Genomic DNA, 14257 nt, shown 5'->3' with positions numbered 1-14257 from the left:
TTTCGGACGCTCAGTGGGTGGCGGCGATTCCCCATTGAGTTCCATCACCGGCCAGGCCCTCTCCTGAATAGGTTTGGAGGTAGCGGCATAACCACCCTTTTCGACGGCCCGCGCCGTGCAGATTATTGCATTGGCTCTCGTATCTGCTGCGCAGCGATTTGCACATTTAGCGTATGACAAATAAATAAAACCGTTATTTATCAATAATGTACATAAATGTATCAGGCTTGGCACATGTCCTGCTGATAGGGGTATGTCGACATATGGATCGACGCTATGGAATCTATTCAGAGGGATACATCAATGAGCAGTCTGAACCTCACGACACCCCCAAAGACCTCCCGACCAGGCGTCCGCACGCCAGGCATCGCCTTCGGCGAGGAGCGCAAACTGCGTCTATTTGTGCAAAAGCGTGTGCTCAATCAAGACGATGCCGACGACATCATCCAACTCACGTACCTGGAAGCCTGGCGTAATCAGGAGAAATTTAAAGGGCTGGCAAAGCCTGACACCTGGCTGTGCGGCATCGCCCTTAACCTGATCCGCAACCATTTTCGCCGCTTCTACGCGCAACCACCGTTGAGTCCGTTCGACGAAAGCGAGTTCAACGAGTCCAGTGCCGACATCGATCTGAGTGAACAGTGCGAACACCGTCGGCTGTTGGACCGAACGCTGTTGGCCATAGATGAGCTGCCAAAGAACATGCGCGATACGCTGTGGACCGCCGTGGACACCGAAAGCAGCTACCGCGATGCCGCCGAACGGCTAGGCGTACCCATCGGGACCGTGCGCTCAAGATTGTTTCGCGCGCGTGAACAACTCAAGCGAAGCGTCTACGGAGAAGTGCAGCCATGACCAGCATTCGTTTAAACAGCCGGCTCGACCTGCCACGCGGCGTGCGCCGTTACACGCCTGACGACTTGCCGGTGATGACAGATATCTTCAACGAAAGCGCTCTGGGGGGTACCAGTTCCCCCGTACTCAGAGCGTTTTCCCTGAAGGAAATGACCTTCTTCGTCGACTGTTTCGTCAAGGAAGGTGATCCGATATACGTGCTCGAACGCGCTGGTGAAGTCGTCGCCTGGTTGATTGTTAACCGCTTTAGTTGGGGCGCCCAGGCCTGCCGATTGACCGGCGAAGTGTCGATCTACGTGCGTAATGACCATATTGGCAGCGGCGTAGGCATTCGCCTCGGGCAAGCCGCGGTCGTGTTGGCCAAACGGTATGGCTTCGAGACGCTGGTGGCCTGGATCATTGAGCATAACGAGGCCAGCAAACGCGGCGTGCAAGGGCTGGGCGCGACGCAATGGGGCCGCTTTCCGGGCATTGCCCGGTTCGCTGACTCCCGTGCGGACGTCGTGCTCTATGGTCTGCAGCTGACGCCAAGCGACACTGCGCCCGCCACCCCCTCAACGCAAAGGCAAAACGCGGACGCCAGCCTGGCGTGAGCTTGCGGTTCGCCCGGTGGGTTGCCGGGCGAGCCGTATTTTGTCCAGTGGTCCGTGCGTATCACACCGATCGCGTCAGTCCACCGACCAGCACACCGCCAGCGCGTCCGGCCCCCTGAAGTTAGGGACATAGCGCCAGCGTATGGCGCCGGGGTCAACGGCCAATTGCAGCCCGGGGCAGCGTCGAAGGAGCGTATTCAATGCAATTTCCAATTCCTGCCTGGCCAGCGAGGCACCCAGGCAGTAGTGAGTGCCTTTGCCAAAAGACATGTGCGCACAGGCGGGGCGAGTGATGTCGAGCGTGTCAGGATTTGCACAAAGCACTTCGTCGCGATTGGCCGAGCCCACCACTGCAACCACCAGTTGCCCACGCTGCAAGCGCTGCCCGGCCAGTTCTGTGTCCCGGGTGACGAAGCGGATCATTGCCCGCTCCACTGACGAGTCATAGCGCAGCAACTCCTCGACCGCGTTGGGCATCAACGCTGGGTCGTCACACAACCGGGCCAGCGCCTTGGGGTGCTGCAAAAGCATGTGGAGGGCATTACCGATCATCGACGCCGACGTTTCGTGCCCGGCGATGATGAGCAGCGCGATCATGCTGCAAAGCTCACTTCGGCTGAGCATGGTGCCCTCTTCCTCGACCTGTGCCAGCGCTGAAATCAGATCGTCGGCCGGTTGTGCTCGACGCTGGTCTATCAATGCGAGCATGTAGGCGGCGAATTCGCTGTAACAACGTTGCAAGTCGCTCAAGTCCTGCCCAACCTGCCGAACGATCATCTGCGACCAGCGCCGAAAATCGTCACGGTCTTGCGCGGGGACGCCGAGCAATTGGGCGATGACGATGATCGATAAAGGGAATGCATATTGGCTCACCACGTCCATTCGCCCGCTCGGCCCCACCTGGTCCAGCAACGTTTCAGCGATCTGTTCAATACGTGGCCGCATGGCGTTTATCGCCTTCAACGTAAATGCCTTGTTCACCAGGCGACGCAATCTGCGGTGACTGTCGCCGTCGCGGTTGAGCATGTGGTCGTTAAGAAACGCGATGGATTGCTCGCCGCCGAGCATCGCCGCGAACTGCGCGCTGATCCGTGACGGGTCACGGGCGAAGCGATCACTGTCCAGCAGTACTTCCTCGACTTCCCGGGCACCGGTGACGTACCACATCGGCAGCTGCCCTTCGGGCTGGCTGAGGAACACCGGGGACGTCTGGCGCATCGCTGCGTAATGTCGATACGCCTCGTCGCGAAACGCGTCGCTGTTGAAATCAAGGGTGCGCTCGTAAGCCATGACACTCTCCAAAGGCATGAATCGGTGCTCCTGAGTGGCACCGCTTGCGGAAAAAATTCCATTGCAACGGCATTGAGTGACGCAATGAACCGTTTGCACGGCCACGGTCACTTAGGGAGAACACCCACCTTTCGCGGAGCTGACATGACGCGCGCACTTGCAATCCATGGCCAATGCGACCCTCGCTTCGAACCGGTCAAAGAGGCTTTTATCCAGCTGATGCAAAGTCCCTTCGAACGCGGCGCTGCCCTGTGCATTCAGATTGACGGCGAAACCGTTATCGACCTATGGGCTGGCATTGCCGGCCCAGAACCAGACTGCGATTGGCAGCGCGACACGCTCCTCAATCTGTTCTCCTGCACCAAACCCTTCACTGCAGTGGCGATCATGCAACTGGTAGGCGAAGGACGCCTGGACCTGGACACGCCGGTCTGCCACTACTGGCCGGCCTTCGCCAACGCCGGAAAAGCGCCGATCACCGTGCGCCAGGTGCTTTGCCACCGCGCCGGACTCCCGGCGCTACGCACGCCGCTGGCGCCTCAAACCCTGTACGACTGGAACACCATGACGGACCTGATCGCCGAGGAGCACCCTTGGGCCGCGGCCGGGGCACAGCAGACCTATTCGCCATTGCTGTTCGGCTGGATTCTTGGCGAATTGCTACGCCGGGTGGATGGCCTGACGCCAGCACAAAGCATCTGCGAACGGGTGGCGGTGCCACTCGGGCTGGATTTTCATCTCGGCCTGGACGACGCAGCCATCGCTCGATGCGCCTACATGGCGCGCACCAAAGACGAGATTGACGATGAAGCCTTTGGCCGAGTGCTGCAGTACGTGCTCAACGAGCCGACTGCCATGAGCGCACTGGCCTTCGCCAATCCGCCGATGGTGCTGGGGCGCAGTAACGAAGCCGGCTGGAAGCGCATGACCCAACCAGCGGCCAATGGCCACGGCAACGCACGCAGCCTGGCCGCGTTTTACGCCGGCCTGCTCGACGGACGGTTACTGGAGTCGCCGCTGCTCAACGAAATGCTGCGCGAACACAGTGCCGAATACGACCCGACCCTTCAGACCCCGACGCGTTTCGGCCTGGGCGTAATGCTCAACCAGCCGAACGTGGCAAACGGCAGCTATGGCATGGGACCCGAGGCGTTCGGCCACATGGGCGCCGGTGGCACCATCGGTTTTGCCGATCCTGAACGTGGGGTGGCGTTCGGCTTCGCCTGCAACACCATTGGCTCCTACGTCTTGATGGACCCACGCGCACGAGGGCTGGCCAATGTCGCGATGGGCTGTCTGTAAGCCCACTGGAGATCCGCCCGCCCGTGACAGGCGAGCGCTGGCTCACACGCCTGGCGGCACCACCGCGTCCGCCACCTGCGACTGCGCCGTACCGGTATCGGGCGAGGCGACCATTTGCTCTTCGCTACCGTCCGCACGGGGTCGCGCCGCTTTGGCGATCATGTCCGGTTGTGCCAGTAACCTGCGCGACGCTTCCATTGGCATCAGCAAGCGCCCGCTGGCCCGGCCACGCCCGGCGGGGTTAAGCATGCGCAACTCTCGTTCATGAACACCTGACAACATCGCCAGGTGCGCCAGGTCCACTGGCTGCGCCAAAGCGACCATCTGGAAATACGGCTGGTCGGCGATGGGCGCCAGGTTCACGCCATAGTCCGCGGGCGTATTCACCAACTGCGACAGCGCCAGCAGTCGCGGCACGTAATTCTGGGTTTCGCCGGGCAGCGACAGGTTCCAATAGTTGGTCGCCAGGCCGCGGGCGCGATTACGCGTGATGGCGTCGCGTACCCGTCCTTCCCCGGCATTGTAGGCGGCCAACGCCAGCAGCCAGTCGCCGTCGAAGTAATCATGCAGATAGGACAAGTAATCCAGGGCGGCCCGGGTGGATGACGGAATGTCGCGGCGCTCGTCGTAGTCGCCTCGCTGCTGCAATTGGTAACGGCGCCCCGTGGCGGGAATGAATTGCCAGAGGCCCAAGGCCTGGGCAGGCGATTGTGCGTTCGGATTGAACCCGCTCTCGATGGCCGGCAACAGAGCCAGTTCCAGCGGCATGTTGCGCTTGCTCAGTTCGCCAACGATGAAGTGCAAGTAACGACTGCCGGCGCGTCCGGTCTGGGTGAGAAAAGCCGGGCGCTGCATCAGCCAGCGGCGCTGCTCATCAATGCGCGCCACGCCCTTGGTCTTTGGTTGCAAGGAAAATCCCTGGCGCATGCGCGCCCAGAGGCTGCCGCCGCTTTGGGCCGATAACTCGCTGATCTGAACGATCGTGTCCGTAGGCGCCGGCTCAAGCCAGCGCAGTTGGGAACGGTAAGTCTCGTTGGCGAAAGGATCACCGATGGTCAGCTGCGGTTCGAGATGCTGGCATCCATACAGCAAGGTACCCATGGCCAGCATGGACAACCCTTTGGGGACGAATCGAAGGGCCGGCGAAGGTGCAAGTGATCGAGGCATGGGCGGTCAACCTTGAATGAGGTGGCGCCATTGGGTGGCAGATCACATGCCAGCGGTTCCACGCTGATCACCCGCCGCGCCGCCGGCAGGTTGGAACCGAAACGCCGTAGCTGTCACTCACCATGGGCTAGCAGGCGCTCGTCGGCGCCTGAATGACAATGCGAGGTCAATCATGGCGTCACCCACCTATTGCAAGCTGATCGATCAGCTTTGCGAACTCACGATGATTCCCACCCCGTCAGCGTTCTACGAACAGGCGAACCTGTCGGTCAAAGATGTCGACTTTTCCCTGAAACACACCCCAGGCGCGGGCGAGGGAGACGTTTTTATTTACTGCAGCTTCGGGCCGTTGCCTGAGGCGAATCGGGAGGCCGTCCTACAGCGTCTGCTGGAAACCAACCTGTATCTGCTGAGCGGGGCGTTCAGCCCTTCGTTGTCTTACAACCGCGACAGCGAACAGGTCATCCTGATCGGCCACGTGACGCTGGAAAGCCTCACGGCCGAGCGTCTGCTCGGGCTGCTGGGCGGTGCCGCCGACATGGCGCTCATTTGGCGAAATGGCTACTTCTTCGACGGCGCCAGCGCAAACCGCACCGCCAAAACCACCCAGCCGCACAATCCCATCAAGCGTAGCGCAGGGCTCAATAGCGCCTTGTCGCTCTAGGAGAGAACATCATGGCAGATCTATCAGTAAGTCAATCAAGCCTGGCGGCATTGAGACAGCAACAGGACGATCAGATCAGACCGGTTGAAACCAGCCTGAGCGAGCAGGTTCGCCCTTCCACCACTTCACTGGTGCCCTATCATTTCGCCGGTAAAGCAACCAATACGACGGCGGAAAAACTCTCAACCACGCAGAATCGCCTGACCGCAGATATCACCAAGCTCGGTAAAAAGAACCCCGAGCAAGACCCTATCGACTTTGCACGGGCGCATATGGCGCTGGAAGGCAAAGTATTGGGCTACGCGCCAGACACGAGCTACCAGGAGGTACGCCAGCATCTCGCCGAACTGGGCGGCACGCCCCACCCGATGCTGTCGGGCCAGGAAGAAACCGAGGCATTCACCAAGGATTTCAACGAGTACTTGAACAAGAGCGAGGGCGACAGGAAAGACGACGGCGGTTTCAAAGCCGTCTGGGACAAACACTGCGAGCGCATGGGTAATACCCTTGGCGCCTATCATTCGTTGTGCCAGGAAGTCATCGATAAAACCTCTGGGGAAGACGATCGCAAGCTACTGCAAAATAGCCATGAAGCCTTCCGCGGTTATGCGAAAGGCGTCATGCAGGCCATGACGCAAGACATGCCCACGCGCTTGAATACCTTTATGGAAAGCCGAATCGAGCATGCGCAGGGAGCAGCGAATAACACGAACCTTTCCCAGCCCGAACGAGAGCAGGCGACCGCCGAACTGGCCCAGTTGAGCAAGGTCCAGGAGGAGCTTGGCGAGTTCCTGAAAAAGGATGAAGGCAACCCTAGCGAACTGGCAAAGGCGACGAAGAAAAACGAAGCATTGGACACCGCGCTGAAGAACGTCGCACGCGAGGATTACGTCGCCGACCTCAAGACCCACAGTGGATTCCTGACGGGCCTGGCGGTATTTGCCGATGCGGGCATCCCGCAGGGCCTCGCCTCCTCAGGTCACTTCGGTGCCAGCACCGCGGCGATCGACGAGAAGCTGGCGGGTACACACCTCGCCGGACATTCTGCGGGAACATCGGCTGTCCTGGGTGCCGCCCATAAAGTGATCAGCGACAGCGCCCGCCCCATTATCCAGACCGTAGTCGACAAAACCGTCGGCAGTGGCCTGGAGAAGGTTGATCCGCTGTCGGTGTACCCCAAGGCCCTGCAAGACATCACGGTGGATGGACGCCGTGTCGCCAACCCGCAACGTGAAGCAATCGACCAGGCGCAGAAGGACAAGCGAACCGGTTTCCTGCAAAAACAGAACGCCAATAACTTTGGCACCATCAGCGGCGACTTCACCGGTTACCTCGCTTTCGGCTCGGCTCACGCGGTACGAGAAGCCCTGAATCAGTTCACGAACGTGAACGCCTCGGGCATCGCCGCCCGCAGCCTCGCCTCCGCCGTCGGTGGCGCCTTCATGGCCGGCGGTCAGGCAGTGGCCAAATACTCTCAAACCCACGGTGACGAGAAGATCCCAACCTACCGGGTCAAAAACGAAACTCGCGAATGGAAAGAACTCCTGCCCAAGGCATTTGCCGAATCAAGCAAAGTGCTCCCGACCAACATGACCAATATCAGTGATTATACCAACCGGATCGTTGGCGTAAGCGCAGGTATTACCATGCGTACCGCAGTGGGAGATGCCGCCGCGGTAGGGGAGGATGCTGAGACGCTGGAAAAAATGCAGCAGATCATCACGACCTTTTTCTCCTCGGGCCTGACCCTGCTTCCGTTCTTTGCCAACAGCGTGGCGGCACCGCTCGAAAACAAAGCGCTGAACGACGGTAAAGACGACCTGACCGCACGGGCAAACGTACCGTGGCAGAACATCACCAATCCAAACCGGGACGGCCTGCCCCACACCCAACCTGAAGGTTGGAGACGCAATATCGAAAATACCTATCACGTGACCCGTGGCGCTACTCAGCTTGTTCCGCAAGCCACTGTCGCGGGGCTCAACGTAGGTGCCGAATGGATTCAGAGCGTGGCAACGAGGCCTAAAAACCCCAGCCCTGGCGATGACATCCAACTGGTAGAACGAGGCGAAGCGCGGCCCCAGGGCGGGCCGTCCAACGAACCCGCGCCCACCTGATGAAACCGTCGAGCCGTCGCGTGGCGGCCCGATGACCAGCACTGATGCCTCCCTCCAACGCTGGCCGCAGGGATACTCCCTGTGGCCGGCCCTCGCGATACACTCCGACTCACATCCCTCCGCGCTTCGATGTCGACCAACGTGATGACAGCGCCGAACAACGATAGCCTTGCAACGCGCAGCGCGGACCTCGAAAGTCCAGGTACTGCCCGAGACTTTTGGCCGCCTATACGCTGGCCCGCGAAACGGCCTGGGGAAAATCCCTCCGAGGAACGATGCACAGGTACGCAGCGACGTGTTAAAGAAGTCATAAACAGCGAAGCCATGGAATCGCTGTCACTCAACAAGGAATCACATGAAACGCACCCTCATCGCCTTCCTGTCATTGGTCGTCACCGCCATCATCGTCGCGGGCGGCTACCTCTACAGCAAGCAGCCCACCCGCCAGGGCATAGTGCAGCTGCAGGGGCTCCAAGGCTCGGTGACCGTACGCTACGACGAACGCGGGGTACCCCATATCCGCGCCGAGAACGAAACCGACCTGTACCGCGCCTTGGGTTATGTCCACGCCCAAGATCGGTTGTTTCAAATGGAGATCATGCGCCGGCTTGCCCGTGGCGAACTGGCCGAGGTGCTGGGGCCGAAACTGCTCGACACCGACAAACTGATGCGCAGCCTGCGCATCCGCGAGCGCGCCGCGACCTATGTGACGGAGCAGGACCCTCAATCCCCGGCCTGGATCGCGATGCAGGCTTACCTGGACGGCATCAACCTCTACCAGGACAGCCACGCCAGACCCGTGGAGTTCGATGTACTGGGCATTCCCAAGCGCCCCTTCACCGTCGAAGACACCGTCAGCATTACCGGCTACATGGCTTACAGCTTCGCCGCCGCATTTCGCACCGAACCGTTGTTGACCTACGTGCGCGATCAACTGGGCGCCAACTACCTGAATATCTTCGACCTCGATTGGCAGCCACAGGGCGTGCTTACCGAGCGTCGCAAGACCGCCCTGCCACTGGCCGCCGCCGACTGGACAGACCTCAACGCCCTGGCCCGGCTGAGTGAACAGGCCCTGGCCGAGAACGGCCTGCCGCAGTTTGAAGGCAGCAACGCCTGGGCGGTTTCCGGCAACCGCACCCACAGCGGCAAGCCGTTGCTGGCGGGCGACCCGCATATCCGCTTTTCCGCGCCATCGGTGTGGTACGAGGCGCACCTGTCGGCGCCAGGTTTCGAACTCTACGGGCAATACCAGGCGCTGATGCCATTTGCGACGCTGGGCATGAACAAGGATTTCGGCTGGAGCATCACCATGTTCCAGAACGACGACCTGGACCTGATCGCCGAGAAGATCAACCCGGACAATCCCGAACAGGTCTGGTATCGCGGCCAATGGGTGGACATGACCCGCAGCGAACAACAGATCGCGGTCAAGGGCCAGGCCCCGGTGACCCTGGTGCTGCGCCAGTCGCCCCACGGTCCGATCGTCAACGATGCCCTGGGCGCTAACGCCGGCAAAACACCGATCGCCATGTGGTGGGGATTCCTGGAAAGCCGCAACCCGATCCTCGAAGCCTTCTACCAGCTCAACCGCGCCGACACCCTCGCCAAGGCACGCAGCGCGTCAGCCAAGATCCACGCACCTGGGCTGAATATCGTCTGGGCCAATGCCAAGGGCGATATCGGCTGGTGGGCGGCGGCGCAACTGCCCAAAAGGCCGGCCGGCGTGAAGCCCGGTTTCATACTCGATGGCAGCGCCCCAGAGGCGGAAAAGGAAGGCTTCTACCCTTTCAGCAATAACCCTCAGGAAGAGAACCCCGCGCGCGGCTACATTGTTTCGGCCAACTTCCAGCCAATGTCGCCCAGCGGTATTGAGATACCGGGCTACTACAACCTCGCCGACCGCGGCCAGCAACTCAACTTGCAGCTCAGCGACAAGCAGGCGAAGTGGGACCTAGAAACCACCCAGAAACTGCAACTGGGCACCACCACCGCCTACGGCCCGCGCTTGCTTGCGCCCTTACTGCCGGTGCTGCGTGAAGTGGTCAGCGACCCGCAGGAACGCAAATGGGTTGAACAACTGGCCCAATGGCAAGGCGACTATCCGCTGGACTCCACCAGCGCCACGCTGTTCAACCAGTTCCTGTTCAACCTGGCCGATGCGGCCCTGCACGATGAGCTGGGCGACGGGTTCTTCGAAACCGCACTGTCGACCCGGGTGATTGACGCGGCCCTTCCACGCCTGGCGGCATCAAAGGATTCGCCGTGGTGGGACGAGCGCTCGACACTGGGCACGCAAACCCGTGCCGACATCGTGAAAAAAGCCTGGGGCAACAGCCTGGCGCACCTGAGGGCTACCCTCGGTGACGATGCCACGCAGTGGCAATGGGGCAAGGCCCACACCCTGACCCACGGTCATCCGCTGGGCACGCAAAAGCCGCTGGACCGGATCTTCAACGTCGGCCCGTTTGCGGCGCCCGGCACCCATGAAGTGCCCAACAATCTCTCGGCCAAGATCGGCCCAGCCCCCTGGCCAGTGACCTATGGCCCTTCCACCCGGCGCATCATCGACTTCGCCGACCCGGCCCACAGCGTCACCATCAACCCCGTCGGCCAGAGCGGTGTGCCGTTCGACAAGCACTACGAGGATCAGGCCGAGGCGTACATCGAGGGGCTGTATCAGCAGGCGCACCTGGCCGAGGAAGAAGTGACGGCCAACACCCGTGGCACTCTGAAGCTGCTGCCGGCCCGGGCGACGCCCTGAGTCGAGCGGCGCGGCTGTTTTTTCATCGCCAGCAGGCTTGATCGCAATTGATGGTCAAGACTACAAGGGCTCAACCCCCTCCCCTCAATGGAGTCAACGCTATGTTCAACAATTGGTCCGAGCTGCTGCCCACCATCAAAAGTGCCTTTGGCGCCCTGGGCAAGAGCAACCCGAAAATGGTCAAGGCCTACATGGCCCTCGATGAAGCAGCGGCCGAAAACAACGTGCTCGATGCCAAGACTCGTGAGCTGATCTCCATCGCCGTGGCCATCACCACCCGCTGCGACGGTTGCATCGGCGTACACACCGACGCCGCCATCAAGGCCGGCGCCACCCGCGAAGAAATCGCCGCCACCCTGGCCACCGCGGTTTCGCTGAATGCCGGCGCGGCGTACATCTACTCCCTACGAGCGCTGGAGGCCCATGACGCGTTGAAGAAGTGAGAGACGCCCGAACTGTCGCGAGCAAGACATTCGGGATGCGGTAGACCATAGCTTTATGAGCGCCCAAAAAACCTGTGGGAGCGAGCAGGCTCGCTCCCACATTGGATCGGCGGCAACTTTAGACTGGCGCCGGCGCCCGGCGTACTTCCGGTTGTTTCCAGGAGTCCGCGGCGCTTTCTTCGATGGCTTGCTGGATCGCCCGCTTGCGGTTTTCTTCGGCGCGGCGGCTGAAGTACCAGACCAGGAAGGTCACCAGGGAAACAGCCAGCAGGATCAGGCTCGCCACGGCGTTGATCTCCGGTTTCACCCCCAGACGTACCGCCGAGAACACTTCCATCGGCAAGGTCGTGGAACCGGGTCCCGAGACGAAGCTCGCCAGCACCAGGTCATCCAGGGACAGCGCGAACGACATCATGCCCCCCGCTGCCAGTGACGGAGTGATCATCGGGATGGTGATCAGGAGGAACACCTTCCACGGTCGCGCACCAAGGTCCATGGCCGCCTCTTCGATGGACAGGTCCAGCTCACGCAAACGCGCCGAGACCACCACCGCCACATAGGCCGCGCAGAATGTGGTGTGGGCGATCCAGATCGTGACGATGCCACGCTCCTGAGGCCAGCCAATTATTTGCGCCATCGCCACGAACAGCAGCAACAGCGACAGACCGGTGATCACTTCCGGCATCACCAGCGGTGCGGTAACCAGGCCGCCGAACAGCGTGCGTCCCTTGAAACGGGTGATGCGGGTCAGCACAAAGGCCGCCAGCGTGCCCAGGGCCACCGCAGCAATCGCGGTGTAACAGGCAATCTCCAGCGAGCGCGCCACCGAGCCCATCAACTGACTGTTGTCCAACAGGCCGACGTACCACTTGATCGACCAGCCGCCCCACACCGTCACCAGTTTCGAGGCGTTGAACGAGTAAATCACCAGAATCAGCATTGGTGCATAGATGAACAACAGACCCAGCACCAGCATCAGGCTTGAAAAACTGAAGCGCTTCATTCCTTGCCCTCCATTTCTTTGGCCTGACTGCGGTTGAACAGGATGATGGGCACGATCAGGATCGCCAGCATCACCACCGCCAGGGCGGACGCCACCGGCCAGTCACGGTTATTGAAGAATTCCTGCCACAGCACTTTACCAATCATCAGGGTTTCCGGGCCGCCCAGCAGTTCCGGGATCACGAACTCACCCACCACCGGAATGAACACCAGCATGCAGCCTGCGATGATGCCGTTCTTGGACAGCGGCACGGTGATTTTCCAGAAGCTGTTGAAGGTGCTTGAGCCCAGGTCGGACGCAGCCTCCAGCAGGCTGGAGTCGTGTTTCACCAGGTTGGAGTACAACGGCAGGATCATGAACGGCAGGTACGAATAGACAACGCCGATGTACACCGCCAGGTTGGTGTTGAGGATCTGCAATGGTTCGCTGATCCAGCCCATGCTCATCAAAAAGCCGTTGAGCAGACCGTTGTTGCTGAGGATGCCCATCCACGCGTAGACGCGGATCAGGATCGCGGTCCAGGTCGGCATCATGATCAGCAGCACCAGCACCATCTGCATCTCTTTACGGGCGTTGGCGATGGCGTAGGCCATTGGATAACCGATCAGCAGGCACAGCACCGTGCTGATCAGGGCCATCTTCAGCGAGCCCAGGTAGGCGGCGATGTACAGCTCATCGTCACTGAGCATCACGTAGTTGCTGAAGTTGAGCAGCACCTGCAGCTTCTGGTCGACGTAGCTGTAGATCTCGGTGTATGGCGGAATGGCCACGTCGGCTTCAGCGAAGCTGATCTTCAGGACGATGAAGAACGGCAGCATGAAGAACAGGAACAGCCAGATGAAGGGCACCCCGATGACCAACTGACGGCCACCGGGCGTTATTCGGTCGAGTCGGCGTTTGAATTTGCGCATGTTCATGAGCGAAGCACCACGCCGCTGTCGTCTTCCCACCAGACGAACACCTGGTCACCCCAGGTCGGACGCTGGCCACGGCGCTCGGCGTTGGCGACAAACGATTGCACCAGCTTGCCACTCGGCAACTCGACGTAGAACACCGAATGGCCACCCAGGTAGGCGATGTCATGGACCTTGCCGCTGGACCAGTTGTTGTCACAGGTCGGCTGCTCGGCGGTGACCAGCAGTTTTTCCGGGCGGATGGCGTAGGTCACCGATTTGTCCTGCACCGAGGTGCTGATGCCGTGGCCCACGTAGATGTTGCGGTCCAGGTCCTTGCAGGTCAGCACCGCGTGACCTTCGGCGTCTTCCACCACTTCGGTCTCGAAGATATTGACGTTGCCGATAAACTCGCAGACCAATCGGCTGGTCGGGGTTTCGTAGATGTCGATCGGGCTGCCGATCTGGGCGATCCAGCCCAGGTGCATGATCGCGATGCGCTCGGCCATGGTCATGGCCTCTTCCTGATCGTGGGTCACCATGACGCAGGTTACGCCGACCCGCTCAATGATCTCGACAAGCTCAAGCTGCATTTGCGAACGCAGCTTCTTGTCCAGGGCACCCATCGGTTCGTCGAGCAGCAACAGCTTGGGCCGCTTGGCCAGGGAGCGGGCCAGGGCCACGCGTTGACGCTGGCCGCCGGAGAGCTGGTGCGGTTTGCGCTTGGCGTACTGGCTCATCTGCACCAGCTTGAGCATTTCGGCCACACGGGCGTCGATCTCGGTTTTCGAGATCTTGTCCTGTTGCAGGCCAAAGGCAATGTTCTGTGCCACGGTCATGTGGGGGAACAAGGCGTAGGACTGGAACATCATGTTGATCGGCCGCTCATAAGGCGGCATGTCGGTGATGTCCACACCGTCGAGGAAAATGCGCCCCTCCGTGGGCCGTTCGAAACCGGCCAGCATGCGCAGCAAGGTGGACTTGCCCGATCCCGAACCGCCGAGCAAGGCGAAGATCTCGCCTTTCTTGATTTCCAGGGACACATCGTCCACGGCAATCGTCTCGTCGAACTTCTTCGTGACCCGGTCGATTTTGACCAGCACCTGCTTGGGTGTCTGGTCGCCCTCGAGGGCTTTCTTATAGGCGCCGGAGGCAACTGCCATTTA

General features: G+C 60.6%; 12 protein-coding genes. 7 read left to right on the top strand and 5 right to left on the bottom strand.

Annotation, left to right across the window (positions count from 1 at the left end; all coding sequences use genetic code 11):
- The first annotated feature begins 303 nt into the window (after positions 1 to 303).
- Both ACA047_RS01480 and ACA047_RS01475 read left to right on the top strand, forming a co-directional pair.
- Positions 304 to 855 carry an RNA polymerase sigma factor gene (locus tag ACA047_RS01480; RefSeq protein WP_497356037.1) on the top strand — a complete coding sequence of 184 codons (552 nt, stop codon included), beginning with the start codon at positions 304 to 306 and terminating at the stop codon, positions 853 to 855.
- The gene (locus ACA047_RS01475) at positions 852 to 1448 is read left to right on the top strand and encodes a GNAT family N-acetyltransferase (RefSeq protein WP_497356035.1); all 597 of its coding nucleotides are present in this window, start codon (positions 852 to 854) and stop codon (positions 1446 to 1448) included. Before ACA047_RS01480 ends, ACA047_RS01475 begins: the two co-directional genes overlap by 4 nt.
- Positions 1449 to 1523: 75 nt before the next feature.
- On the opposite strand, the gene ACA047_RS01470 is transcribed toward ACA047_RS01475, so the two are convergent.
- Entirely contained in the window at positions 1524 to 2756 is a 1233-nt protein-coding gene (locus ACA047_RS01470; protein ID WP_497356033.1) for a cytochrome P450 family protein, read from the bottom strand.
- A gap of 126 nt (positions 2757 to 2882) precedes the next feature.
- Between ACA047_RS01470 and ACA047_RS01465 the strand changes: the two genes are divergently transcribed.
- A complete protein-coding gene (locus ACA047_RS01465) occupies positions 2883 to 4040 on the top strand; it encodes a serine hydrolase domain-containing protein (protein ID WP_497356031.1) in 1158 nt (385 codons plus the stop codon).
- 42 nt (positions 4041 to 4082) lie between these two features.
- Here the strand turns inward: ACA047_RS01465 and ACA047_RS01460 are convergent, their stop codons facing one another.
- Positions 4083 to 5207 carry a transglycosylase SLT domain-containing protein gene (locus ACA047_RS01460; protein ID WP_497356029.1) on the bottom strand — a complete coding sequence of 375 codons (1125 nt, stop codon included), beginning with the start codon at positions 5205 to 5207 and terminating at the stop codon, positions 4083 to 4085.
- 172 nt (positions 5208 to 5379) lie between these two features.
- Here ACA047_RS01460 and ACA047_RS01455 point away from each other — a divergent pair, with 172 nt between their 5' ends.
- From ACA047_RS01455 to ACA047_RS01440, 4 genes are all read left to right on the top strand, one after another.
- The gene (locus tag ACA047_RS01455) at positions 5380 to 5871 is read left to right on the top strand and encodes a CesT family type III secretion system chaperone (RefSeq protein ID WP_497356027.1); all 492 of its coding nucleotides are present in this window, start codon (positions 5380 to 5382) and stop codon (positions 5869 to 5871) included.
- Positions 5872 to 5882: 11 nt separating this feature from the next.
- Positions 5883 to 7988 carry a type III effector gene (locus ACA047_RS01450; protein ID WP_497356025.1) on the top strand — a complete coding sequence of 702 codons (2106 nt, stop codon included), beginning with the start codon at positions 5883 to 5885 and terminating at the stop codon, positions 7986 to 7988.
- Positions 7989 to 8343: 355 nt separating this feature from the next.
- A complete protein-coding gene (locus ACA047_RS01445; RefSeq protein ID WP_497356023.1) occupies positions 8344 to 10752 on the top strand; it encodes a penicillin acylase family protein in 2409 nt (802 codons plus the stop codon).
- A gap of 101 nt (positions 10753 to 10853) precedes the next feature.
- Positions 10854 to 11195 (top strand): carboxymuconolactone decarboxylase family protein, encoded by a 342-nt coding sequence (locus tag ACA047_RS01440; protein ID WP_014340738.1) that lies wholly within the window; start codon positions 10854 to 10856, stop codon positions 11193 to 11195.
- A gap of 118 nt (positions 11196 to 11313) precedes the next feature.
- Here ACA047_RS01440 and ACA047_RS01435 read toward each other — a convergent pair whose 3' ends face one another.
- From ACA047_RS01435 to ACA047_RS01425, 3 genes are read right to left on the bottom strand one after another with little or no spacing between them, the layout of a single operon-like run.
- The gene (locus ACA047_RS01435) at positions 11314 to 12198 is read right to left on the bottom strand and encodes an ABC transporter permease subunit (RefSeq protein ID WP_497356021.1); all 885 of its coding nucleotides are present in this window, start codon (positions 12196 to 12198) and stop codon (positions 11314 to 11316) included.
- The gene (locus tag ACA047_RS01430) at positions 12195 to 13115 is read right to left on the bottom strand and encodes an ABC transporter permease subunit (protein ID WP_497356019.1); all 921 of its coding nucleotides are present in this window, start codon (positions 13113 to 13115) and stop codon (positions 12195 to 12197) included. The genes ACA047_RS01435 and ACA047_RS01430 overlap by 4 nt, the downstream gene beginning before the upstream one ends.
- Positions 13112 to 14254, bottom strand: a complete 1143-nt coding sequence (locus ACA047_RS01425; protein WP_497356017.1) for an ABC transporter ATP-binding protein — start codon at positions 14252 to 14254, stop codon at positions 13112 to 13114. The genes ACA047_RS01430 and ACA047_RS01425 overlap by 4 nt, the downstream gene beginning before the upstream one ends.
- Positions 14255 to 14257 lie beyond the last annotated feature (3 nt).

The sequence above is a fragment of the Pseudomonas sp. LBUM1664 genome (assembly GCF_059695895.1).
This window is presented reverse-complemented; position numbering and strand designations above follow the sequence as displayed.

What these genes read in the sequence shown, in the direction of transcription:
- ACA047_RS01480 (WP_497356037.1), top strand. Translation starts at nt 304, where the DNA reads ATGAGCAGTCTGAACCTCACGACACCCCCAAAGACCTCCCGACCAGGC.
- ACA047_RS01475 (WP_497356035.1), top strand. Translation starts at nt 852, where the DNA reads ATGACCAGCATTCGTTTAAACAGCCGGCTCGACCTGCCACGCGGCGTG.
- ACA047_RS01470 (WP_497356033.1), bottom strand. Translation starts at nt 2,756, where the DNA reads ATGCCTTTGGAGAGTGTCATGGCTTACGAGCGCACCCTTGATTTCAAC.
- ACA047_RS01465 (WP_497356031.1), top strand. Translation starts at nt 2,883, where the DNA reads ATGACGCGCGCACTTGCAATCCATGGCCAATGCGACCCTCGCTTCGAA.
- ACA047_RS01460 (WP_497356029.1), bottom strand. Translation starts at nt 5,207, where the DNA reads ATGCCTCGATCACTTGCACCTTCGCCGGCCCTTCGATTCGTCCCCAAA.
- ACA047_RS01455 (WP_497356027.1), top strand. Translation starts at nt 5,380, where the DNA reads ATGGCGTCACCCACCTATTGCAAGCTGATCGATCAGCTTTGCGAACTC.
- ACA047_RS01450 (WP_497356025.1), top strand. Translation starts at nt 5,883, where the DNA reads ATGGCAGATCTATCAGTAAGTCAATCAAGCCTGGCGGCATTGAGACAG.
- ACA047_RS01445 (WP_497356023.1), top strand. Translation starts at nt 8,344, where the DNA reads ATGAAACGCACCCTCATCGCCTTCCTGTCATTGGTCGTCACCGCCATC.
- ACA047_RS01440 (WP_014340738.1), top strand. Translation starts at nt 10,854, where the DNA reads ATGTTCAACAATTGGTCCGAGCTGCTGCCCACCATCAAAAGTGCCTTT.
- ACA047_RS01435 (WP_497356021.1), bottom strand. Translation starts at nt 12,198, where the DNA reads ATGAAGCGCTTCAGTTTTTCAAGCCTGATGCTGGTGCTGGGTCTGTTG.
- ACA047_RS01430 (WP_497356019.1), bottom strand. Translation starts at nt 13,115, where the DNA reads ATGAACATGCGCAAATTCAAACGCCGACTCGACCGAATAACGCCCGGT.
- ACA047_RS01425 (WP_497356017.1), bottom strand. Translation starts at nt 14,254, where the DNA reads ATGGCAGTTGCCTCCGGCGCCTATAAGAAAGCCCTCGAGGGCGACCAG.